The sequence below is a fragment of the Faecalispora jeddahensis genome, assembly GCF_000577335.1.
Lineage (GTDB): Bacteria > Bacillota > Clostridia > Oscillospirales > Acutalibacteraceae > Faecalispora > Faecalispora jeddahensis.
Window position 1 is genome coordinate 12,955 of sequence record NZ_CBYL010000037.1, and the last position, 22,470, is coordinate 35,424.

At 52.2% G+C, this 22,470-nt stretch carries 21 protein-coding genes; 6 read left to right on the forward strand and 15 right to left on the reverse strand.

Annotated features, from left to right (window positions below):
- Positions 1-304: 304 nt before the first annotated feature.
- The 4 genes from TY09_RS13250 to TY09_RS13265 form a co-directional block, all read right to left on the reverse strand.
- A complete protein-coding gene (locus TY09_RS13250; RefSeq protein WP_009061828.1) occupies positions 305-1,252 on the reverse strand; it encodes an acyl-CoA dehydratase activase in 948 nt (315 codons plus the stop codon).
- The gene (locus TY09_RS13255) at positions 1,224-2,318 is read right to left on the reverse strand and encodes a hypothetical protein (protein ID WP_042435298.1); all 1,095 of its coding nucleotides are present in this window, start codon (positions 2,316-2,318) and stop codon (positions 1,224-1,226) included. The genes TY09_RS13250 and TY09_RS13255 overlap by 29 nt, the downstream gene beginning before the upstream one ends.
- On the reverse strand, positions 2,311-3,228 hold the full coding sequence (locus TY09_RS13260; RefSeq protein ID WP_242841498.1) for an acyl-CoA dehydratase activase-related protein: 918 nt from the start codon (positions 3,226-3,228) through the stop codon (positions 2,311-2,313). The genes TY09_RS13255 and TY09_RS13260 overlap by 8 nt, the downstream gene beginning before the upstream one ends.
- A gap of 185 nt (positions 3,229-3,413) precedes the next feature.
- A complete protein-coding gene (locus tag TY09_RS13265) occupies positions 3,414-4,250 on the reverse strand; it encodes a GGDEF domain-containing protein (protein ID WP_242841499.1) in 837 nt (278 codons plus the stop codon).
- A 309-nt stretch (positions 4,251-4,559) separates the two neighbouring features.
- On the opposite strand from TY09_RS13265, the gene TY09_RS13270 reads away from it, so the two are divergent.
- Positions 4,560-4,928: a helix-turn-helix domain-containing protein gene (locus tag TY09_RS13270; RefSeq protein WP_035316590.1), complete on the forward strand. Its 369-nt coding sequence runs from the start codon at positions 4,560-4,562 to the stop codon at positions 4,926-4,928.
- Positions 4,929-5,177: 249 nt separating this feature from the next.
- Here TY09_RS13270 and TY09_RS13275 read toward each other — a convergent pair whose 3' ends face one another.
- Complete coding sequence (locus tag TY09_RS13275; protein WP_042435304.1) at positions 5,178-5,420, reverse strand: hypothetical protein; 243 nt, start codon at positions 5,418-5,420, stop codon at positions 5,178-5,180.
- Between the two features lie 164 nt (positions 5,421-5,584).
- Here TY09_RS13275 and TY09_RS13280 point away from each other — a divergent pair, with 164 nt between their 5' ends.
- On the forward strand, positions 5,585-5,833 hold the full coding sequence (locus TY09_RS13280; protein WP_042435306.1) for a helix-turn-helix domain-containing protein: 249 nt from the start codon (positions 5,585-5,587) through the stop codon (positions 5,831-5,833).
- A gap of 128 nt (positions 5,834-5,961) precedes the next feature.
- Here the strand turns inward: TY09_RS13280 and TY09_RS13285 are convergent, their stop codons facing one another.
- From TY09_RS13285 to TY09_RS13295, 3 genes are all read right to left on the reverse strand, one after another.
- On the reverse strand, positions 5,962-6,765 hold the full coding sequence (locus TY09_RS13285) for an ABC transporter ATP-binding protein (protein ID WP_242841500.1): 804 nt from the start codon (positions 6,763-6,765) through the stop codon (positions 5,962-5,964).
- Positions 6,740-7,660: an ABC transporter permease gene (locus tag TY09_RS13290; RefSeq protein ID WP_009059818.1), complete on the reverse strand. Its 921-nt coding sequence runs from the start codon at positions 7,658-7,660 to the stop codon at positions 6,740-6,742. Before TY09_RS13290 ends, TY09_RS13285 begins: the two co-directional genes overlap by 26 nt.
- Before the next feature lie 139 nt (positions 7,661-7,799).
- A complete protein-coding gene (locus TY09_RS13295; RefSeq protein ID WP_042435309.1) occupies positions 7,800-8,927 on the reverse strand; it encodes an ABC transporter substrate-binding protein in 1,128 nt (375 codons plus the stop codon).
- Between the two features lie 845 nt (positions 8,928-9,772).
- Between TY09_RS13295 and TY09_RS13300 the strand changes: the two genes are divergently transcribed.
- From TY09_RS13300 to mscL, 3 genes are all read left to right on the forward strand, one after another.
- Entirely contained in the window at positions 9,773-12,667 is a 2,895-nt protein-coding gene (locus TY09_RS13300; RefSeq protein WP_074432639.1) for an acyl-CoA dehydratase activase-related protein, read from the forward strand.
- 11 nt (positions 12,668-12,678) lie between these two features.
- Positions 12,679-13,974: a 2-hydroxyacyl-CoA dehydratase gene (locus TY09_RS13305; protein WP_009059754.1), complete on the forward strand. Its 1,296-nt coding sequence runs from the start codon at positions 12,679-12,681 to the stop codon at positions 13,972-13,974.
- A 122-nt stretch (positions 13,975-14,096) separates the two neighbouring features.
- Complete coding sequence (gene mscL, locus TY09_RS13310) at positions 14,097-14,540, forward strand: large-conductance mechanosensitive channel protein MscL (RefSeq protein ID WP_042435312.1); 444 nt, start codon at positions 14,097-14,099, stop codon at positions 14,538-14,540.
- An 85-nt stretch (positions 14,541-14,625) separates the two neighbouring features.
- Here the strand turns inward: mscL and TY09_RS13315 are convergent, their stop codons facing one another.
- The 6 genes from TY09_RS13315 to TY09_RS13340 all read right to left on the reverse strand — a co-directional run bounded on the left by TY09_RS13315 (position 14,626) and on the right by TY09_RS13340 (position 20,846).
- Positions 14,626-15,213: a LysE family transporter gene (locus TY09_RS13315; RefSeq protein ID WP_009059747.1), complete on the reverse strand. Its 588-nt coding sequence runs from the start codon at positions 15,211-15,213 to the stop codon at positions 14,626-14,628.
- A 66-nt stretch (positions 15,214-15,279) separates the two neighbouring features.
- Positions 15,280-15,570: a hypothetical protein gene (locus TY09_RS13320; RefSeq protein WP_009059824.1), complete on the reverse strand. Its 291-nt coding sequence runs from the start codon at positions 15,568-15,570 to the stop codon at positions 15,280-15,282.
- 119 nt (positions 15,571-15,689) lie between these two features.
- Positions 15,690-16,073, reverse strand: coding sequence for a winged helix-turn-helix transcriptional regulator (locus TY09_RS13325; protein ID WP_009059778.1), 384 nt, complete (start codon positions 16,071-16,073; stop codon positions 15,690-15,692).
- Between the two features lie 228 nt (positions 16,074-16,301).
- Positions 16,302-17,912: an MBL fold metallo-hydrolase RNA specificity domain-containing protein gene (locus TY09_RS13330; protein ID WP_042435315.1), complete on the reverse strand. Its 1,611-nt coding sequence runs from the start codon at positions 17,910-17,912 to the stop codon at positions 16,302-16,304.
- Between the two features lie 159 nt (positions 17,913-18,071).
- Positions 18,072-20,006, reverse strand: a complete 1,935-nt coding sequence (locus TY09_RS13335) for a fructose-bisphosphatase class III (protein ID WP_042435318.1) — start codon at positions 20,004-20,006, stop codon at positions 18,072-18,074.
- A gap of 81 nt (positions 20,007-20,087) precedes the next feature.
- Positions 20,088-20,846, reverse strand: a complete 759-nt coding sequence (locus TY09_RS13340; protein ID WP_009059819.1) for an exodeoxyribonuclease III — start codon at positions 20,844-20,846, stop codon at positions 20,088-20,090.
- 141 nt (positions 20,847-20,987) lie between these two features.
- On the opposite strand from TY09_RS13340, the gene TY09_RS13345 reads away from it, so the two are divergent.
- Entirely contained in the window at positions 20,988-21,506 is a 519-nt protein-coding gene (locus TY09_RS13345; RefSeq protein WP_009059825.1) for a peptidylprolyl isomerase, read from the forward strand.
- A 268-nt stretch (positions 21,507-21,774) separates the two neighbouring features.
- Here the strand turns inward: TY09_RS13345 and TY09_RS13350 are convergent.
- The coding region (locus TY09_RS13350) for a sodium ion-translocating decarboxylase subunit beta (protein ID WP_042435321.1) at positions 21,775-22,470 on the reverse strand (696 nt) is incomplete at its 5' end.

A 22,470-nucleotide genomic window follows, 5' to 3' on the forward strand; every position in this document is an offset into this window, starting at 1 on the left:
CTTCTTCCTTTTCCTCGACCATTTCACGCACTACCTCCGGTTTCGTCACTGAGAGAGCGATCGTTCTTCTACAACAGGGAGCACCCCGGCCCGATACGCACTCACGATGGCATATGCAATATCATATCACTATTTTTCGCCTTCAACAAGCGGAAAGGTCGATTTTGCTTCTGAAAACGAAAAAGCGTCTTCACAGGCGGGCGCGTATGTATCCGCGGCCAGGGCTTCTGACAAAAAAGCCGCAGGAGAGAGAATCTCCTGCAGCAAATCTGATGCCAGAAAGACGAACCAAAATGTTCTTTTTTTATCTGTTTAAACCCTTTTCACAACGGTTGCCCCAGGCATCCAGCAGCTCGTCGCCCCGGTAAAACCGGACAATCTCGCAGCGGTTCGGGCAGCCGGAGCATTCCCCGGCTTTCGTCGTAAAGGTCATTTCCAGCAGGGACGGATCGAAGGGCCGCTCTCTTGATGCGGAACGCGACAGAATCGCCGCGCCGATCGCGCCCATCAGGTGGGATTCCGGGTCCACCGTAACGCCGGAGTGAAGCTCCTCTTCAAACGCCCGCACGACCCCTCTGTTCTTGCTCACGCCGCCCTGAAACACAATCGGTTCTTCAATGCGCTTTCCCTTACCCACATTATTTAAATAGTTCAGAACGACCGCACGGCACAGCCCCGCCACAATATCCTCCTTGCTGTGGCCGGTCTGGGCCTTGTGGATCATGTCCGATTCCGCAAACACCGTGCATCTGGCGGCAATTTTGGATGGCGACTGGGAACGCAGCGCCAGATCACCGAGAGACTCCACCTCGAGCCCCAGGCGTTTTGCCTGCGACGATAAAAAAGCGCCGGTACCGGCCGCACACAGCGTATTCATCGCGTAGTCCGAAACCACCCCGCCGCGGATCAGAATGATCTTCGAGTCCTGCCCGCCGATCTCTAAGATGGTGCGCACCCCCGGGTGACGCGACAGCGTCCCGACCGCGTGGGCTGTGATTTCGTTTTTGACCACGTCCGCCCCCAGCATGCTGCCGATCAGCCGCCGCGCGGAGCCGGTTGTTCCGACGGTACGCACACTGACCGGGCCGGGCGCCTTTTCAAACAGAATGCCCACCAGCCGCTTGACCGCCCCTACCGGGTCGCCCTCCGTCCAGAGGTATTCCTCCGAAAGCACCTGGCCGTCTTCGCTCAGCAGCACGCCCTTGGTTGAAATAGAGCCGATATCAACCCCCAGAGACACGAGCTGTTCCATACGCTTTTTTCCTCCTCATGTCAATCATATCGGCAAAGGCCTCAAGCCTTGTTTCCACGCCCACCTCACTGGTGTTGGCGTCGAAGCTCAGGTGCAGGATCGGCATGCCGTAGTCCTGCTCCAGGCGTGTTAAAGCGGGCATCACGTTCAGCTCGGGAATACAGCCGAACGACTTCATGTGGATCAACCCATCGTAGCCCAGCTCGGCATACTGCTTTGCCTGGCAGACGCTATCCACGCCATTGGCTCCTACCGTATATTTTAAATACCCTCCGCTTTCCCGCAGAGAGATGCGATCTTTCTTTCCAAACAGCAGAAACGACACGCTCATTCTGCGGCTGACGCTGATATTTCTGCGCGCCAGCTGCTTTTCCAGATAAAAATTACTGAACGGCTCCATCAGGGTGTACAGCTCCCCGATCACCCCGACGCGAAGCGGCATGGCGCTTTTTTTCACCGGTATCTCGCCCGCGGCGCGCGCGTACCGCTGCTTGAGGCGTTCCAGCTGAAGCATGGTTCTCGGCTCGCTCAAATCCTTTAAAAGCTGCTTCTGAAGCTTTTCAAAAGAGCCCGGGATGGTCTCGAACCCTACATTTTCGCGAATATAGTAATCCAGCGCATCCATGATTCTCAGGCTTTCCGCGGTGCGCATCATCACACTCAGAATTTCGCGCATGGAAAGCGGGCACTCCAGATTCCGGAGTACCCGATAGATCTTTTCCGGTTTTACGTGCGCCCGGGAAAAGCAGAGAAAATCAAACTCATATCCCAAGTCTCGCAGAATCTGTTCCTGAACCTCTCCGTAATAGCCATAACGGCAGCCAAGGCCTGTTTGCAGCAGCACGTTGGCCCCGGCCTCGAGCGCCTCGATATAGTTTCCCATGTTGTATTTGAACGGGGAGCAGACAAAATCAGGGCTGTATTTGCTGCCGAGCTCCAGCGTGCGCTGGGTGGTCGGCGGCGCTGAGATCACCCTCTGCCCAGGGAAGAGTTCCCCGAGCATCGAGCGGATGACCACATGGTAATCCCCCATGTGGGGAAAGCTGAACACAAGCTGCTTATCCATAAACCCTCTTCCTTTCCCCCAGAATGTCCAGAAAGCTCTCGATGCGGGTTTGCAGCCCGGCGTCCGACTGCTGCTCGTCCATGAGGAGCTGAATCACCGGAACCTCATGCACCCGCCGGATCACCAGCTCGTTGACAAGAGAATCCGTTCCGCAGGGAAACGCGGTGAGCAGGATCACGCCGTCCACACGGTTTTTATACAGCTCGATCGCACCGATCATCTCCTTATTCATCGTCCAGTACAGCTCGGTCGAGATTGCCTTGGATTTCTGGCTGCAGGCGCGGCGATTGCAGTAATCGGAAAATAGGACGGTTCCGTTCTGCTCCCGGATCATCCGGCAGACCGGCCCGCCGATAAAGGAATCATGACTGATATACGGCTGTGCGGCGATCAGGATTTTCAGGCCGTCGCCTTCACAGACACGCTGCTGACGCTTCATCCGTGCCAAATCCTGACTTTGCTGGCGCTGTCTGGCGCGCTGATACGCGCGAAAGCACTGGTCCGCACTTTTTCCAAGCTGGCGGCCCATCGCGCAGAAGGCAAACATTTCAGAGCGTGTGCTCCCCTTTAAATTGTAAGTAATCAGCTTGGCCCAGGGAAATGTGTGGCGCACAATATCGTACAGCCCCAAAAAACGGACGCAAAATTCCTCACTGCCGCGAGTTCCCTCAAACCGGGGAACCAGAACCGCGTCGCACTGCCCCAGAAGCGATTCCACATGCCCTAAATACAGCTTCATCGGAAGGCAGTTTTCCGCTTCGGAATGACGAATCCCATCCTCCAGAATCGTTCTGCAGGTTTCGCTGCTGATGATGACCTCGCACCCCAGCTCCTGAAAAAATGTCTCCCACAAACAGCCGTACCGATAATATAAAAACGCCTTTGGTATTCCAATTTTCAATGTTATCACCCAGATGCTATTATGGATTTTTTCCCTGCAAGTATTCATTCGGGCGGCGCATTTCCATAACCTCACATCGGGCATGATTTTGCGATGAAGCAAAAAAATCCATTCCGGACGTTTCGTCCGGGATGGATTTTCATGAATCATATTGATTTTTCAGAAAAACAGTTTTTTTATTTTAATCCCCCGGGTCATACCACCTGATCTCTTCCGGCGTTTTTGGCCTGATACAGCTTTTTGTCCGCAAGATAGATCAGTTCATCCACAGCCTTCGGCGCACAGTCTGCGGTGACCGTCTCTACACCGATGCTGCAGGTGATGGCGATTTCCCCATAGGTGGTGCGAAAAACGTGGCCGCGAATGGAATCCCGGATACGGCAGGCAATCTGCTTGGCAGAATCGCTTTCCCAGCCCGGCAGGCAGACCAGGAATTCATCGCCGCCGTAACGGGCTACCCACCCGCTCTTGGCCGGAACCATCTTTTGCAGCAGAACGGCGATTCCATGCAGTACGCAGTCGCCGGCCACATGGCCGTTATGATCGTTGATTTTCTTAAAATAGTCAATATCGATAAACAGAACGCTCATCGGCTGATCCTGCTCAAAGCAGCTCTGCAGGTCGGCTGGAAGCCGAAGATCGATATACCGGCGATTGTACAGATGCGTGAGGAAATCGGTATAGACTGTTTCCCGGCAGACATTTTCATCCTCGATTTTTTCTTCCGGACGGGAAGTGCAACGGGTCATAACCAGAGTGCAGGCTCTTTCCCCCACTACAAGAGGAATCCGGACAATACTGCAGATCGCCGAATCATCCGCAGATACGCTCAGCGTTGCACCCGGCCCGAAAAGGATCTGATAATCGAAGCTTCCCTCCAAAGAGCCTTCAAACAGCTCCTCTGAATTGAGTCCCCGCAAATCATCGTAAAGGATCAGCCCGCAGTTGGAATCCACAAGATACACCGAAGACGAAAACACCCTCAATACACAGAGCAGATTCTTCACATCTGATAAAGATTCTAATACCATTACTTCCCTTTCTACCGATTCGGCGGACCGCAATTTTCTTCGATCGAGATCGTACACCGCCAACCCGGGACCTGCAAAATCGTTCAGCCATTGAAAGACCGCGTTCCCCCAAAGCACCCCGGCAATTGCGGATTTTCGGCCTTTGAGAGAAATGACAGAAAGGTATTCAGATAATTTCCGCAAACCAAAAAAACACACAATAAGTGTTTTTCTTTAAATTATACATATAATATTTGTGCAAGTCAATACGTAAATAGAGCGTGTGATAAGATCGTTTTCGTATAAATATATGTTGAAGGAAGGGTTGAAATGAAAGCAATAAATCAAATCATTCGCGATTTACGCGAAGATAGAGATTTAAGACAATCAGACATAGCAGCCGTCTTGGGAACAACACAACAGCACTATTCCCGATGCGAAAAAGGAGAATCGCAGCTATCAACTCGCTCCATTATTGCTCTGGCCGATTTTTACCACGTATCCACCGATTATCTGTTAGGCCGAACAGACTGTAAGCAGGGTGTGGACGTTCTGAATCAGCAAATCGCGGAAGGATACTCAACCGGACGCTTTTTGACAGATGTACTTTCCCTGAGCATTGTCGGGCGCTGTGCTGTGGCGGAATATCTGAAGCTTCAGCTCCTCAAAGAAGAGGTGGAGCAGAAGAGACTTCTGTGAATTCCGGGCGAAATTTTCTTGTTCCCGGCTACCGAAACAGGACAAAGACGAAGTCTCGGCCCCCAAGGTAGCCGCCTTACCATGCAGACGTCTGCAAAAGCACAGAAAGGGTGAATGACAGATATATTAGTTCAAAGATTCCGGTGTACGGAATTCGCCTTTGGGATACTGTCTCCCACAACACATCTATAAGAATGTCACTTCAAAAACAGACGCCTAACGAATGAGCGATCAAAAGAGAATACTGTATTAGTGATGCGTATTCCCAAGCTCCATTTCAACAAGATGCAGAATTACTTCTTCCGGCGTTGGAATCTCACCTTTGTGTGGTATCGATATCCAAAATGCTTGAATTTCCGGATCGCTATTTGCTTTTGCAGCGGCTATTACAATTTCGATTTCGCGTCTGACTTCTTCGATGCTCACCCCATTTTTCTTCGCCACAGACTCAAGAGCTTTCTTGGCCAATATTTCCGCTTTCTGATTACTCATCTTCAAAACACCTGACATTACTATTTTTATTCAAAGGATCAATTACCCGAATATAGGTAATTTTATCACAGATATATTTCATTTGTCAACCCGAATTCGGGTTAAAACATCTTTTATCTAAATTATCATATATTTATTAACCCGAATATAGGTAGGAGATGCTTATGACATATTCTGAGATCATTGTGATGCGGATATCCACCCTCTGCAAACAGCGGGGGATCGCCTATAACAAGCTGGCATCCATGTGCGGCCTGAATCAATCTACCATTGACAACATCGTGCGCGGAGTGACAAAAGACCCGCGCGTTCAAACGCTCCATCATATTGCCCTTGGATTTAACATGACACTTGCGGAATTTTTGGATTACCCGGAACTGAATGAGTATTCGTTTGACGAGGAAGAGCATTGACTTCGTGAGCAGATTTTTGGACAAGAAAAAGCCGCAGGACTTTCGTCCTACGGCAATTGAATATTCTGAATTAATCTTGAAAAGAGAGCGGCGCTGCACGCCGCTTTCTTTTATTTTTGAGAAAAGATTTAATTCCCGACCTCAAGACTGATCTGATTAAAGCGATTCAGAAGATCATCCGTAGACAGGGCTTCCTTTGCCTCATCCGCGGCGTCGATCACCGCCTGACCCTGATGCATCATCAGCAGCCGGTTGCCGTACTGAATCGAATATTTCAGATTGTGGGTCACCATCAGCGTCGTCAGGTGCTTTTCCGTCACCAGCTCCTGTGTCAGGCGCATTACATTTTCGGAGGATCGAGGGTCCAGCGCCGCCGTGTGCTCATCGAGGATCAGCAGATCAATCGGCGTCATGGTCGAAATCAAGAGGGCCAGCGCCTGCCTTTGCCCGCCGGAAAGACTGCCCACCTGCACGCTGAGCTTATCCTCAAGCCCCAAATCAAGGCGCTGCAGCATGGTGCGGTATTCATCGGTGCGGCGGCGGCTCACGCCGCGGGAAAGCCCGTAGAACGAGCCTTTATTGTCCGCGAGAGCCATATTCTCTAAAATAGTCAGCTCCGGGCAGGTTCCCTTTGCGGGATCCTGAAATACCCGGCCAATCGATTTGGAACGCTGAAATTCCTTCATCTTGCTGATATCCTCACCCTTGAGCAGAATGCTGCCGCTGTCGGGCACGATACTGCCGCAGATGAGGTTGAGCATGGTGGTTTTGCCGGAGCCGTTGCTGCCGACCACCGAAACAAACTGCCCGGGCAGGATTTCAAGATTAAAATCGGAAAACAGAACGACCTCACTGACGGAATCGGGAGAAAAGGTTTTGCAGATATTCCGCAGACTGACCATGCTGTCAGATTTGAGTTGGGTTGACGACATGCGGATGCTTCCTCCTTCCCGAAAACGCCTGATTCCCTACCAGAGCCAGTGTGAACAGCAGGGCCATCAGCAGCTTGAGGTAGTTCGTGGGCAGGCCGAGCTGCATCGCGATCACCAGGCAGGTTTTATACAGGATTGCACCGATCACCACCATGGCGGTGGGGCGAATGAACTTGATCTTTCCGAACAGGCTGGTACCGATAATGACCGAGGCCAGAGCCATAACGACCATACCCGTACCGCCGTAGATATTTGCGGTTTCTGTCTGCTGCGCCAGAATGGAGCCGGCCAGAGCCGTGCAGCCGTTGCCGATCGCAAGCCCGGCGATCTTCATTCGTCCCGGGTCTTTGCCGAGCGAGATCACATACTGCGGGTTATTGCCCGAAGCGCGAAGCAGCAGGCCGGACTTCGTCTTTAAATACAGATCGAGCAGCACTTTAACCACGATGACCACCAGTAGCACGATCAGCACCACACGGTAATCCTGCATACCGGGCGGCATCAGGTGAACAATGGGGCCGGAGGTAAAGATGGTCGGCTTATTGTAGAAAGGAAGCACCGCGGAGCCCCTTGTCACCACAAGGTTCACGCTCCACAGGCCCGTCATCACCAGAATACCGGAAAGCAGGTCGGTAATATGCAGCTTTACATGCAGCAGCCCGGTGACGCAGCCGGCAGCCGCGCCGGCCAGAAAGGCCGCAAGGCACGCGACCCAGGGATTTACGCCAACGGCAATCAAAGCCCCTGTTACACACGCGCCCAGCGGGAACGTGCCGTCTACCGACAGATCCGGGAACCCCAGAATCCGATAGGTAATGTACACGCCCATCGCCATAATTCCGTAAATCAGGCCTTCCTCCATTACGTTGAAGAACAGACCAAAAAAAACATCCATTCACTGTTACCCGCTTTCCGTACAAATCAAGTTTGAACACACAGCAATTTCTCTGCCGCGTGTTCGGCGGGCAGAGAAACTGCAAATCAGATCAGGCTTTTGAATCCAGCATCACAGTATCACAACGCTGTTTGTGTTATTATTTGCTCGATGCCGCGGAATCTTCCGTGACCGCCTGCGCATTTTCGTAATCCTTCGGCAGGGTCATGCCGAAAATGTTCAGAACATCGGCATTATAGACAGGGGCAAAATCCTTTACAATGTAAACCGGGGTTTCTCCGGCTTTCTTTTCGCCCTTCAGGATCGAAGCCGCCATTTTGCCGGTTTCTTTGCCGAGCGCAACATAGTCGATTCCCTGAGAGGCCAGGCAGCCGTTTTTCACCTGCTCGATCTCGGAACCGAATACCGGGATGTTGCCCTTGTTTGCGGCCTGCAGAACCACCTGCAGATTGTTGACGACGTTGTTGTCCGTAAAGTTATTGATGCAGTCGACGCCCTTGCTGACGAGCGACGCTGCGGCGGAAGCAACCTCAGACGCATTGACGACGCCGGATTCCACAACTGCAAAATTATATTTGCTCGCAACCTCTTTCAGAGTGGCCAGCTGGCTGACGGAGTTCGGCTCGCTGGTTGTGTAGAGCACGCCGATTTTCTTCGCGTCCGGCAGGAAGGCACGGATCATCTTGACCTGTTCCTCCAGCGGGAGAACGTCGGAGCTGCCGGTGATGTTGTTTTCGGGTTTTTCCAGGCTCTTGACCAGCCCCGCCGCCACAGGATCGGAAACCGCGGTGAACACCACGGGGATATCGGTCTCTTTGGCCGCGCTGTAAGCGGACATGGCCGACGGGGTGGCAATGCCGACCAGCATATCATATTTGGAAGAAACCATGTTCTTCGCGATCAGGTCGCTGTTGGAAGCGTCGCCCTGCGCATTCTGGAAATCGATGGTCAAATTTTTGCCATCTTCATATCCGGCTTCCTTCAGTCCTTCTACAAAACCTGTGTAGCAGTTATCGAGCGACGGATGCGGCGCGTATTGAATCACACCGATCTTTAATGCTTTCTCTCCGCCGGAAGCGGCGGAAGAAGCAGAGGTGCCATTGGAGCATCCGGCAAATCCTGCGGCCATGACTGCGGCCAGGGAAACTGCGGCAATTTTCGTAATCAGCTTTTTCATAGGAATATCAAACCTTTCTCTTTGCATTATTTCAATATGATTTCTGAGGAATTTTTGATCGGTTCTGCGCTTCCACCAGCCATCCGGCATACGCCCCACCTCCTGTTGGACAATAAAAAAAGCCCTTGCCCCCGATTGCTCAGGGACAAGAGCGTTTGCTCCTGCGGTACCACCCAAATTGACGCTTTTGCGCCCTCTTTTCTCACATACCCGTTTGATATGCGCTCCACTGATAACGGGCAGAGCCCCCGTCGCAGACTACTTGGCACACTGCCGTTCGCCCCGCCCTCATAAGTCCATTCCCCGTGCGATCTCTTACCGCAATTCCACCGCATGCGGCTCTCTGAAAAGACATCCTGCCCGGCTACTACTCTTACTCACAGGTTTCTGTTATTGCCCCTATTATATGACGGCGCTTTTCATTTGTCAACACCGCAGATTCAAAATTCCATTTTTTTCGCAGTATCGTCCCTTTCTATACAAATGATCTGATGTCCAATCCAGTGATTTCTTCCTCCGCCTGCGGCAGAGGAAGAAATCATCCTTTTTCTAAAATGAAACGCGATAAAAAGACAGCCTCCAGAAATTGACATTCGCCAAAAAACACGGTAAAGTGATAGAGAACAATTTCTATTTTTTGTGATGCAGCGCCTGCCAATGTTTCAATTTTTTACTAAATCAGGTGTATTTTAGAACATATCCATACAATATATAGTAAATGAATTGTGTAAATCTCTTAAAATTCCGTAAGGCGGCGCGCAGCGCTTGCCAAAACGTAAAATCTGCATTACAATAGGAACAGCAAAAGTAGTTAAGCAACCTAACTAATTCAATTCCGTGTCATATTAATCAATACAGGGCCGCCAGACCGGCCTTGTTCATGAAATGCAAAAGCCAAAACAGCCAAAATATTGCGGAGGAAATGGGACGATAGGATGAGAATCGGACTTGACGTCGGTTCCACGACCATCAAGTGCGTCGTGTTGAACGATGACAATCAAATTGTATATCAATCATATGAGCGGCATTTTTCACAGATCACTGAAAAAATGGCGGAGCTTCTGCGCAAAATTCAGGCGGAAGTTTTAAACGGAGCGCCCGCTTATCTGTCAGTGTCCGGCTCGGCGGGAATGGGAATTGCCCAGACCTGCGACTTACCCTTTATTCAAGAGGTCTACGCAACCCGTGTGGCTATGGGCAAGCTGATTCCCGATGCGGATGTGATTATCGAGTTGGGCGGCGAGGACGCGAAAATCCTGTTTTTGACGGGCGGAACCGAGGTTCGCATGAACGGTTCGTGCGCCGGCGGAACCGGAGCGTTTATTGACCAGATGGCAACTTTGCTGCACCTTTCTCTGGAAGAGATGAACGAGCTGGCCGCGCAGCACGAAAAGATTTATACCATCGCTTCGCGCTGCGGCGTGTTCGCCAAGTCTGACGTTCAGCCGCTGCTCAATCAGGGTGCGCGCAAAAGCGATATTTCTGCCAGCATTTTTGCCGCCGTGGCCAACCAGACCATCGCCGGCCTGGCGCAGGGCCGCCCGATCCGCGGCAAGGTGATCTACCTTGGCGGGCCGCTGACGTTTCTCTCTGAACTGCGGGAGAGCTTTGACACCGCTTTGAAGGTAAAGGGCGTCTGCCCCGAAAATTCTTTGTACTACGTGGCGATGGGCGCCGCATTCAGCAGTGAATCCGCTGTGGATTTGGACACTGCGCTGACCAACATAGAAGCATACCGAGGAAAGAGCGACTTTCTGTCCATCCCCTCCCTGTTCCGCGACGAGCAGGAATACCGGGAGTTTCAGGAACGCCACCAGAGCTGTCGCGCAAAGCGCGGAGAGATCGCCCAATATAATGGAAAGGCGTACCTTGGCATCGACGCCGGTTCCACCACGGTAAAAGCGGTGGTGCTCGGGGAGGACTGCGAGCTTCTCGATTCCATTTATCAGAGCAATTCCGGCAATCCGGTGCCGATCATCCGCGAATACCTGATGAATCTGTACGAGCAGTACCCCAATTTGACGATCTGCTCCTCCGCCGTGACCGGATACGGTGAAGAGCTGCTGAAAAACGCATTCAACCTGGATTTCGGCATTGTGGAGACGATGGCACACTTTACCGCCGCCAAATATTTTATGCCGGACGTCGACTTCGTCATCGACATCGGCGGACAGGACATGAAATGCTTTAAAATCCGAAACGGTGCGGTGGATAACATTTTCCTCAACGAAGCATGCTCCTCCGGCTGCGGTTCATTTTTACAGACCTTCGCGAATACCCTTGGGTACGACATTGCGGATTTCGCCCAGAAGGGCCTGTTTGCAAAGAATCCGGTCGACCTTGGCTCGCGCTGCACGGTGTTCATGAACTCCTCTGTCAAGCAGGCGCAGAAGGACGGCGCCACCACGGAGGATATCTCCGCGGGCCTTTCCGTCAGCGTTGTCAAAAACGCGATCTACAAGGTCATCCGTGCCGCTTCCGCCGAAGAGCTGGGCAAAAACATTGTGGTGCAGGGCGGTACCTTCCTGAACGACGCGGTGCTGCGCGTGTTTGAAAAAGAGCTTGGCGTCAACGTCATCCGCCCCGACATTTCGGGTCTGATGGGCGCGTTCGGCGCGGCGCTGTACGCAAAGAGCCGGGCCAAAGAAACGAGCACCCTGCTTCCTTATGAGGAGCTCAGAGACTTTACCCACGTGGTAAAGGTAGCCACCTGCGGCCTGTGCAGCAACCACTGCCGCCTGACGATCAACAACTTTGGCGGCAACCGGCGCTTCATCGGCGGCAACCGGTGCGAAAAGCCGGTCACACGCCAGCAGGGCGGGCCGGCGCTCGATATCTACACCTACAAGCTCGATCTGCTGCAAAGCTACCAGCCGGTACCCGGTCCCCGCGGAAAAATCGGTATCCCGATGGGCCTGAATTTCTATGAGTTGCTGCCGTTCTGGCATTCGTTCTGGACGACACTGGGCTTTGAAGTGATCCCCTCTCCCCTTTCGACCCGCTCGCTGTATCTGGACGGGCAGCACACCATTCCGTCCGATACGGTCTGCTTCCCCGCAAAGCTGATGCACGGACACATTGAAGCGCTGCTGCGGCAGGGGATCGATACCATCTTTTATCCCTGTATGTCTTATAATCTGGACGAGGGACTGGGCGACAACCATTACAACTGCCCGGTGGTCGCATATTATCCCGAGGTGCTTTCGGCCAACGTAGAGGAGCTCAAGCAGAAAACCTTTATCCACGACTATGTGGGCATTCACAGAAAGCGCGACTTCCCCATTAAAATGCACCAGATTCTGAACCAGTATTTCTCCGGCATCAGCCTGCATGAGGTTCAGAAGGCCGCGAAGTCCGCCTATGAGGAATACGACAGGTATTTTGCACAGGTGCACAAGGAGGGCGAGCGCATCATTGAAGAAGCGGAACGCCTGCACAAGCCGATCATCGTGCTGAGCGGCCGCCCGTACCACCTTGACCCGGAAATCAACCACGGCATCAACAAGCTGATCACCAGCCTCGGCGCCGCCGTGATTTCGGAGGATGTGATCAGCAACCGCGTGGAGAAATTCCGCACCGGCGTGCTCAACCAGTGGACGTATCATTCCCGCTTGTATGCCGCCGCAAAGTACATCGGCACCCGGCCGGATATGAACCTGGTGCAGCTGGTCTCGTTCGGCTGCGGCGTAGACGCGATTACCACCGACGAGGTGCGCGAGATACTGGAAGCAGAAGGCAAAATCTATACACAGATCAAAATCGATGAAATTACGAATCTGGGAGCGGTGAAAATCAGACTGCGCAGCCTGTTCGCCGCATTGGAACAGTGAGGTGATCGTTCTTGGCGGAACTGAAAAGAGATAAAACCGGGCGTATCCTGTTTACCAAGGAAATGAAGCAGGAATACACCATCCTTTGCCCGCAGATGGCGGAAATCCATTTTTCGCTGATTATCAATGTCTTCCGCAACTGCGGCTACAATATGGTACTTTTGAAAAACGACGGCCCAAACGTGGTGCATGAGGGCCTGAAATATGTGCACAACGACACCTGCTACCCCGCCCTGCTCGTGATTGGCCAGTTCATGGACGCGCTGAAAAGCGGAAAATATGACCTGGACCGCACCGCGCTGATTATTACGCAGACAGGCGGCGGCTGCCGTGCCTCTAATTACATTCACCTGCTGCGCAAGGCTCTGCGCAGAGCAGGCATGGAGAATATCCCGGTGGTTTCCCTGAATCTGTCGGGCCTTGAGAGCAATCCGGGCTTTTCGCTGACCCTGCCCATGCTGCGCCGCCTGATCGCGGGCCTTGTGTACGGCGATCTGCTCATGCTGCTCGACAATCAGGTAAAACCCTACGAGCTGAAAAAAGGCGAGAGTGCCGCGTTGGTTCAGAAATGGATTACGGAGCTTACCGCTCAGTTCAACCGCGATGAAGGCTATTCGTTAAAACAGCAAAAGGGAAACCTGGAAAAAATCGCCGCGGAATTTGCGGCGATCCCCGTTCACCGCGTGCCGAAGGTGCGTGTGGGAATCGTCGGCGAGATCTTTGTCAAATACTCCCCCCTCGGCAACAACCAGCTTGAGCAGTTCCTTGCCGAGCAGGACTGCGAGGTCAACGTACCGGGCCTGCTGAATTTTATGCTGTTCAAGGTAGATAACCGCATGGAGGACATCAAGCTGTACGGCGGCAACCCGGTGAAATTCCGCGTGGTAAAGGCCATGATGGATTACCTGGTAAAAATGCAGGAGCTCTTGATCGCCGCCGTAAAAACGCAGCCATGCTTTGAGGCACCGATGAATTACGCCCACACAAAAGCGCTGGTCAAGGACGTGATCGGCTACGGAAACAAGATGGGCGAAGGCTGGCTGCTGACCGCCGAGATGCTTGAGCTGGTGGAGTGCGGCTTTGAAAACATCGTCTGCACACAGCCGTTCGGCTGCCTGCCGAATCACATCTGCGGCAAGGGCATGATCCGCCGGATCAAAGAGATCGACGACCGCGCCAACATCGTGCCGATCGATTACGACCCGAGCGCCACGCGCGTCAATCAGGAAAACCGCATCAAGCTGATGCTGGCGGTAGCCCGTGAATCCCTGAAGCAGCGCACGGAAAAGCAGGTTACAACCGCATAACACTGATAAAACACCCAAAAAAATCAACTTTGTTCCCCGGTTTCCCTACCGGCACAAAGTTGATTTTTTTGACAAATTCTGATATGATAATGACTATCGAAAACCTTTTGGAGTGGTAAATCATGGACAAACAGGAGGAACAGCACGTGAAAAAGTTCATCCAGGAATTTAAAGAATTCGCGATGCGCGGCAATGTGATCGATCTTGCCGTCGGCGTGATCATCGGCGGTGCGTTCGGACAGATCACTTCGTCTTTGGTAAAAGACATTATTACCCCTGTTCTTTCGGCCATTACCGGAAAAATCAATCTGGGCAAGCTGGCCCTGACGATTCCGGATACGTTCGGCGGCGCCGACATCGTAATCGCCTACGGCGCGTTTCTGCAGAACGTATTGGATTTCGTGATCACTGCATTTGTGATCTTCATTATGATCAAGCTGATGAACAAGCTGCGCCAGAAAAAGGACGAAGAGCCGGCTGCCGAGCCGGAGACCCCTATATTGAGCAAGGAAGAAGAGCTTTTGACAGAAATCAGGGACTTGCTGAAAGAAAACAACAAAGCGTAATGCTCGCTTTGATAAAATCAGGAACAAAAACGCGCTTGGGCGTGGCTTTCATCAGCCGCTTCCAGGCGCGTTTCTGTGTTTCCCTTTAATGAACAATCATGGTAAAAGCATTGTACAGCAGAACAAGAGCCATGATGAGATTCACCGGTAAGTAATACCGATCATATATGCCCTGAATCATTGTGCCGAAAAAGGCCCAAACCGTCGTAGCGCAGGTCCCCATTGTCGCAATCAGAAATGAAGTAGCGAGTATAACACCAAGGCTGCTGCTGAAAGGAGTGACATACCCGATCAAAGCAGTGATGCCAAACATATAGATTTTTACATTGATCAGCTGGAGGAGAAAGCCCGATAACAGGCTGGGGGCTTTTTCCGTGTGATCACTGCCCGGCCTGCTGGTTAATATGTGAAACGCCAGCCAGACAATGTAGGCTGCTCCTATGTATCTCATATAACCTAAAGCAGACTCAAAGTGTGATCCCAAAGAATAAACCATAAATGCACAGGCTGTTTGTACCGCATAATAGCCTAAGAAAATACCGGCCAGCAAGAACCGGCTTCTTCGAAAGCCATACCGAACCATTGTATTCAGTGCAAGAAGATTCCCCGGCCCGGGAGTAAACGCATTGATAAAGCAATAGGATAAAAACCCCGATATTGAAAACACTTCCACATAACTCCTGACAAAATAGATAGAAAAAACCGAGGGACATATGCCCCTCGGTTTTTAGAGAAAGGCTTACACGGCCAAATAAATCTTAACCTCGGGATCAGCGCTCCACAAGGGCTTTAACCCAACGAAAACGTCGTTCTGAAACAATTCGCTTTCCAGGTATGCCCTTGCATGTTCGACACTGTCAAAGCCATGCAGCACCTGCACGTCCTCGTCACGAATCAGCAGCTCCTTCGATACAGCCCCCTGAATTCCGGACAGAAACGGCTGACGATAATCGGAATACACCCTGGCTGCCGCAGGACGATTCGCCTCGCTGATGACCATTGTGATTTCAAGATAAGCTTTTGCACTCATGTTTCATACCTCCACTAAAATTGTCTTTGGTTTCCTGTAACCATGCTTAGACTATAACAAAGGTACTCGGCAGAGTAAATATATTAGCAAATTTATAAGTCACTCATAAATTTCTTAGTTTAAGAGGGCAGCTGGCTGCAGGTTTTGCATGGAGGCAGCTTTTTGTCCAGACTGACCGCCGCATGGGTTCTGGACCATTGACAAATGCTTTGAAGAATCGGAAGCACGGATTTTCCCTTTTGAGTAAGAGAATATTCCACTTTCGGCGGAATTTCATTATATTGAGTACGGTTGATCAGGTCATCCGCAATCAGTTCTTTTAGCATCGCGGCAAGCACCGCATCGGTGATATTCCCCAACTCTTTTCGGATTTCATTATATCTCATGACCTCTGCAGACGACAAAACGCAGAGAATTCTGGACTTCCATTTCCCGCCGAAAATATCAAGCCCGTATTCGATCGGACACATGATTTCCTTTTCCAGTTTGGGTGTATATTTCATTTTGACTGCCTCCCTGCTCCGCTTTCTTTCTGCGAATCACTATAGCAAAATAAAGTTACTATGTCAAACAGAAGCAATGGGTGCAGGCATATTGGCACCGCATTTATAAAAAGCCCCCTTTTGCCCGGGCCGGCAGGCAAAAGGAGGTTTTTCTGTATCACAGGCTTTCTAAGCTTCGCCGGCAAAGCCGGACATTCTTTTACGCAAAGCTTTTTCTGTAGAAGCGTCTTACCGTTCCCATTTCTTTGCAAGGGACAGGATTTGATCGGCAAAACGGGCCAAATCCTTGTTGGCGCCGCCCTCGTTGCGCAGAACAGTCTGGTGCAGCTGCTTCTCTGCGGCCAGCAGGCGCTGGAATGCGGAAGCAAGCTTGCGGGCTTTGGCCTTCTGGGACTGCTCGCCGCGCTGCAGAGAAACATCGATACCGAAGTCCAGCTCTTTGTCCGCCAGCAGATCGTATCTGGCTTCGAAATTCGGCACATAAATGTCGTAGCCCAGATCGCTCAGCTCTTCTGAGAAAGCAAGGCAGGTTTCACGCTCGCCGTGCACGATAAACACGCGCTGCGGCTTTGGCTGGAACGCCCGCAGCCACTCGAGCAGTCCCTCGTGGTCGGCGTGGCCGCTGAGCGCGCGGAAGTTGTGAATCTGCGCCTGAACGGTGATTTCTTCGCCGAACAGCTTGACTTCTTTGATGCCGTCGACCAGCAAACGGCCCAGCGTGCCGTTTGCCTGATAGCCGACAAATAATATCGCGCATTCCGGCCGCCAGAGGTTGTGCTTTAAATGGTGCCGAATCCGCCCCGCCTCGCACATGCCACTGGAGGAGATGATCACCTTGGGGGTCGTATCGAAGTTCAGTGCGCGGGAATCGTCCGCACTCTGGCTGATATTCAGGTTGGAAAACGAGATCGGCTTGAAGCCGGAACGCAGAATCTCAAGTGTTTCCTCATCCGCGTAGCCCGTCAGGTCGCCGCTGAAAATGCGGGTGGCCTCCGCCGCGAGGGGACTGTCCACATACACCGGAAAATCCGGGAAGCTCTTGACCAGGTGGCGCTCCTTGATCTCGCGGATAAAATACAGAACCTCCTGTGTGCGTCCCACCGCAAAGGCCGGAATGATCACATTGCCGCCGTTTGCCAGCGTTTTGTCGATCAGCTCCGCGAGCTGAGGGGTGTAATCGTCCACATGCTCGTGCTGCTTCAGGCCGTAGGTAGATTCCATCACGGCAAAGTCTGCCTCTGAAACATACTGCGGATTGCGGATCAGCGGCTGATTTTTGTTGCCGATGTCCCCGGAAAAAACAACCTTTTTCGTTACGTTCTCTTCGGTCAGCCAGGCCTCTGTGAATGCGGAGCCGAGCAGATGGCCGGCATCGGAAAAACGAATCCTAATGCCGGGTGCGGGCTTAAAAATCTTGCCGTACTCGTACGGCTCTAAAAACGACAGGGTCTTTTCCACGTCTTCAAGCGTATAGAGAGGCTCTACCATCTCGTGGCCGGCGCGGCGCCCCTTGCGGTTTTCATTCGTTGCATCCATTTCCTGAATGTGCGCGCTGTCGCGCAGCATAATGGAGAGAAGCTCACACGTTTTGCCTGTCGCATAAATTTTGCCGTGGAAGCCCTGCTTTACCAAAAGCGGCAGCCGCCCGCTGTGGTCAATATGTGCGTGCGTGCAGATCACAAAATCTACCGAAATGGGCAAAAACGGAAGAACGCGATTGTCCTTTTCGTCCTGTCCCTGCTGCAGCCCGCAGTCTACCAAAAACCGGACTCCGTTTGTATCCACACAGTGACAGCTGCCGGTTACTTCTTTATCTGCGCCAAAAAAAGTTAAATACATCAAAACGCCTCCCTGCTCTTATTTTCCAAACGTTGCTGATCGCCATTTCGCTTTCAGTCAGCCTTTTGATGCTCCCCCACCAAAGGCAAGGGGGCATCAAAATATTTGTTCCTATAAGAATACCGGGGTCAAGCATCAATTGCAAGACCCCGGCAGAAATTATTTTGTCACTTTCGGCGAAAGCAGGCCCTGACGGTATGCGTTGAGCAGCATGGTCAGATCGTAAATCTGATTGCTGATGTCGTTTCCGTTATCGGTATCCATAACCATCATGCGGGCAAAATGGGTTTCAAACACATCGGAACGGGACTGAATGTCCTTATTCTCCTCCAGCGCGCTGCGCACGCCGTCGAACGGCTGGTGCGACTTGATGCGCATTCCATGCGAATTGTAGATCAGGGTATACCCGGCGATCCCCGTGGTGGGGTGGTATGCCTCGCAGAAGCCGCCGTCGATTACGATCAGCTTGCCGCCCGCCTTGATCGGGCTTTCTCCGTCGCCCGCGCGCACCGGCACATGGCCGTTGATGATATGGCAGAACGGCGTGTTCAGGCCAAACTCCCGAAGCAGCATTTCGCAGACTTCCTCCTGATTGTACCACTTGTAATAGGGATTCTTTTTCTCCGTCCAGGCGCTTTTATCGTCGATGAACATGCGCTCAAACGTCGTCATCTTCTCGCGCCCAAACAGCGGGGAGTCCTTGCCGCTCCACAAATACCACATATAATCGAGGCAGAACGGCTTATCGGCCGCGGTGGGCGGAGCAAAATAAGCCCGGCGCACCAGCTTATCGGAAAGGTCCATCAGCTCTTTGCCTTTTACGATCCGCCCCCCCACGTTGACGCCGGTCAGTTCGCCGTCGGCCGTCATGGGAATGCACCCGTGGAACAGCAGATTCTGATTAAAGCATTTATACATGCTGCCCTTCGCATACAAAAAGCGCATGTGGCGGTTCAGCCTCTCGCTTTCCTTAAAATCTTCTATCAGCCCGTGCAGAATGTTCTTCTCTTCTTCAGTGAGCTCATAGGGATTCTCGCGGTTGACGGTCGGAAACAGCGTCGTGTTGAGCTTGTAGGTTTTGCCCTCAATTTCGATCGTGCCCTGCTCGTAATTGATCTGATGCAGCAGCATCCGGTGCTCCATCTGGAATTCCGGGTGACGGCGGATCAACTGGCCCTCCAGCTTAAAGAGGATGATCGAAATGGCCTTGCGGATAGCATGATTCAAGTCCCCGCATTCCGGGTACTGCTCCTTTGCGAACATGGCAAGCTCGCGCATGCTGATGCCGTAGCCGCTCTCCAGCGTGGCAAGATTCCCGCCCGCCACGGTATTGCGCACCACAGCGGCGGCGCACGCCTCGCTGCCGGAGGCCGCGCCCATCCACAGGATGTCGTGATTCCCCCATTCCACATCCACGGCGTGGTGCTGCATCAAAAGGTCCATGATGCGGTCCGCGCCGGGACCACGGTCAAAAATATCGCCTACAATGTGAAGGTAATCCACCGCCAGGCGCTTGATCAGCGAGCAGAGCGCCGTTATAAACTCATCCGCATTATTGATGCCGATGATCGTGTCGATGATCTTCGCATGGTACACCTGCTGGTTGCTGTCCTCCCCAGGCTGGGCGTGCAGAAGCTCGTCGATGATGTAGCTGAACTCCGGCGGCAGGGCCTTTCTGACCTTTGACCGCGTATACTTGGACGCCGTAATACGGCAAACGCCGATCAATTGATGCAGCGTTTTCTGATACCAGGCATCCAGGTTGGATTCCGTCTGCTTGATGTAGCGAAGCTTTTGTTCCGGATAGTAAATCAGAGTGCAGATTTCGGAACGCTCCTGATCAGACAGGGTCTTGCCAAACACCAGGTCCACTTTCTCGCGGATAACGCCGGAGCAGTTATTGACGATGTGGTAAAAAGCGTCGTACTCGCCGTGCAGATCGCTCATAAAATGCTCTGTGCCCTTCGGCAGGTTCAAAATCGCCTGAAGGTTGATAATCTCCGTGCATACCGCCTGAATGGTCGGATAATCCTCCGCCAGAAGCTTTAGATATTTCAGTTCATGGTTCGACAGATGATATTCTGTGCTGCGCATGACTTACATCCCCCTTTAATCAGATAAAATCATACTGAGCTGCAATAAAAACAGTGGATCACGCTTGTGATCTCTCCGCCTTTAATTGCAGGTCAATATCAGTCCTACCGGACAGTGATCGCTGCCCTGTACCTCTGAATAAATCAGGCTGTCGCTCAGCTTTTCCCGCAGCCGTTCGGAAATGAGAAAATAATCGATGCGCCACCCCGCGTTGTTCTGGCGCGCCTTGAACATGTAGGACCACCACGTATAGGCACCGGTCAAATCCGGATACAGCTCGCGGAAGCTGTCCAGAAAACCGCTCGCCAAAAGCTCGGTCAGCTTGCCGCGCTCTTCATACGAAAAACCGGCGTTGCCGATGTTGCTCTTTGCGTTTTTCAGGTCGATCTCCTGATGCGCTACGTTCAGATCGCCGCAGATGATGACCGGCTTTTTTTCGTCCAGCTGTGTGACATACTCGCGGAAGGCATTCTCCCATTCCATCCGGTAGGGAAGGCGCACAAGCTCACGCTGGGAGTTGGGAGTATACACGTTTACAAGATAGAACGACTCAAACTCCAGTGTGATCGCGCGGCCCTCGCCGGTATGATCCGGGTGCCGGATATCATAGCAGACGGAAAGCGGCTCTTTTTTGGTAAACACCGCCGTTCCGGAATACCCCTTTTTTTCAGCGGAATTCCAGTACTGAAGGTACCCCGGCAAATCCAGCTCCGCCTGACCCTCCTGCATTTTGGTCTCCTGCAGGCAGAAAATATCCGCGTCCGCCTCCCGGAAAAAATCAAGAAAGCCCTTATTCAGGCAGGCCCGAAGGCCGTTGACGTTCCAAGACACAAATTTCATACTGCTTCTCCTTTTTGCTGTTTGGCAGCCGGAAGCTGCCGAAAATCATACCAATTTCTCTGTAAAATCCCGTATTTCCTTGCTGAAATGGGACTTTCGGTTTATAATAAACAGATAACAAAGTAATTGGAGGAATTTTAAATGAATCCTGTTGTAACGATCGAAACCGCCGAGCGCGTTATGAAAGTAGAGCTCTACCCTGAGGTTGCACCGAATACCGTGCGCAATTTTCTGTCCCTGGTAAAGAAGGGTTTTTATGACGGCACGATCTTTCACCGCGTGATCCCGGGATTTGTGATTCAGGGCGGCGACCCGGAAGGCACCGGCATGGGTGGCCCCGATTACCATATTCGCGGCGAATTTGCCAAGAACGGCTCCAAGAATGATTTAAAGCACACCAAGGGCGTGATTTCCATGGCGCGTGCTTCTCATCCCGACAGTGCCGGTTCCCAGTTCTTCCTGATGGCCGGCGATGCCCCGTACCTGGACGGCAACTACGCTGCCTTCGGTAAAATCATTGAAGGTCTGGAGGAAGTTGACCGCATCGTGGGGGCGCCTCGCGACGCGAAAGACCGCCCGAGAGAGGATCAGGTGATGAAAAAAGTAACCGCCGAAACCTTTGGCGTAGAGTACGAAGAGCCCGAGACTCTCCCCCTTTGATTTTTCGTTTTATTTTCTAAAGAGCGTCTCTGTCGGGGAATCCGGCAGGGACGCTTTGTTTTCTTTCAAAGCTCATTGATAAAAACAACCAGATTTACTATTAAATAGTATAACATTTTTCATAAAAAGTAAAGGATCGATAAAAAAGCAACGCTCTTTTTTATCGATCCTTCTTTCTAACTCAAACCGCGCAAAGGAGAGGAGGAACCCCATGTCCCCCTCTCTCCTTTTGCATGGAAAATATAAGTAAAAATCGTGGCTTGTAATCTTATTGAAACAGTGACAGCAGAATACCGGCCGCAACAGCGGAACCAATGACTCCGGCAACGTTCGGGCCCATGGCGTGCATCAGCAGATAATTGCCCGGGTTCGCTTTCTGCCCTTCCACCTGAGCCACTCTGGCTGCCATGGGGACCGCCGAAACACCGGCGGAACCGATGAGCGGATTGATTTTCCCGCCCGACAAGAAGCACATCAGTTTCCCGAGCAAAAGCCCTCCGATTGTGCTGAAGCAGAATGCCATCAGTCCCAGGAAAATGATTTTCAGAGTAGCGGGGCTGAGGAACTGCTGCGCCGTTGCAGTAGCTCCAACCGTTACCCCAAGGAAAATCGTCACAATATTGATCAACGCGTTCTGAGCGGTACTGGAAAGCCGCTCCGTAACGCCGGACTCTTTGAACAGATTGCCTAGCATCAGCATACCGATCAGCGGTGCGACAGAGGGCAGCAGCAAAATGCAGAGGATCGTTACCATGATGGGGAAGCAGACCTTCTCCAGCTTACTGACTTCACGCAGCTGCGTCATTTTGATCTCGCGCTCTTTCTTGGTGGTCAGCGCACGCATGATCGGGGGCTGAATGAGTGGGATCAGCGCCATGTAGGAATATGCCGCAATTGCGATGGACGGCAGAAGATCCGGCGCGAGTTTAGAGGTAAGATAAATTGCCGTGGGGCCGTCCGCCCC

Bases quoted from the DNA above. Each gene is read 5' to 3' on its own strand.
- TY09_RS13255 (WP_042435298.1), bottom strand. From the start codon at position 2,318: ATGGATAAGCAGCTTGTGTTCAGCTTTCCCCACATGGGGGATTACCAT.
- mscL (WP_042435312.1), top strand. From the start codon at position 14,097: ATGGACAAACAGGAGGAACAGCACGTGAAAAAGTTCATCCAGGAATTT.
- TY09_RS13300 (WP_074432639.1), top strand. From the start codon at position 9,773: ATGAGAATCGGACTTGACGTCGGTTCCACGACCATCAAGTGCGTCGTG.
- TY09_RS13345 (WP_009059825.1), top strand. From the start codon at position 20,988: ATGAATCCTGTTGTAACGATCGAAACCGCCGAGCGCGTTATGAAAGTA.
- TY09_RS13290 (WP_009059818.1), bottom strand. From the start codon at position 7,660: ATGGATGTTTTTTTTGGTCTGTTCTTCAACGTAATGGAGGAAGGCCTG.
- TY09_RS13250 (WP_009061828.1), bottom strand. From the start codon at position 1,252: ATGGAACAGCTCGTGTCTCTGGGGGTTGATATCGGCTCTATTTCAACC.
- TY09_RS13335 (WP_042435318.1), bottom strand. From the start codon at position 20,006: ATGCGCAGCACAGAATATCATCTGTCGAACCATGAACTGAAATATCTA.
- TY09_RS13340 (WP_009059819.1), bottom strand. From the start codon at position 20,846: ATGAAATTTGTGTCTTGGAACGTCAACGGCCTTCGGGCCTGCCTGAAT.
- TY09_RS13285 (WP_242841500.1), bottom strand. From the start codon at position 6,765: ATGTCGTCAACCCAACTCAAATCTGACAGCATGGTCAGTCTGCGGAAT.
- TY09_RS13295 (WP_042435309.1), bottom strand. From the start codon at position 8,927: ATGCCGGATGGCTGGTGGAAGCGCAGAACCGATCAAAAATTCCTCAGA.
- TY09_RS13325 (WP_009059778.1), bottom strand. From the start codon at position 16,073: ATGAAATATACACCCAAACTGGAAAAGGAAATCATGTGTCCGATCGAA.
- TY09_RS13280 (WP_042435306.1), top strand. From the start codon at position 5,585: ATGACATATTCTGAGATCATTGTGATGCGGATATCCACCCTCTGCAAA.
- TY09_RS13330 (WP_042435315.1), bottom strand. From the start codon at position 17,912: ATGTATTTAACTTTTTTTGGCGCAGATAAAGAAGTAACCGGCAGCTGT.
- TY09_RS13265 (WP_242841499.1), bottom strand. From the start codon at position 4,250: ATGGTATTAGAATCTTTATCAGATGTGAAGAATCTGCTCTGTGTATTG.
- TY09_RS13275 (WP_042435304.1), bottom strand. From the start codon at position 5,420: ATGAGTAATCAGAAAGCGGAAATATTGGCCAAGAAAGCTCTTGAGTCT.
- TY09_RS13320 (WP_009059824.1), bottom strand. From the start codon at position 15,570: ATGAGTGCAAAAGCTTATCTTGAAATCACAATGGTCATCAGCGAGGCG.
- TY09_RS13270 (WP_035316590.1), top strand. From the start codon at position 4,560: ATGAAAGCAATAAATCAAATCATTCGCGATTTACGCGAAGATAGAGAT.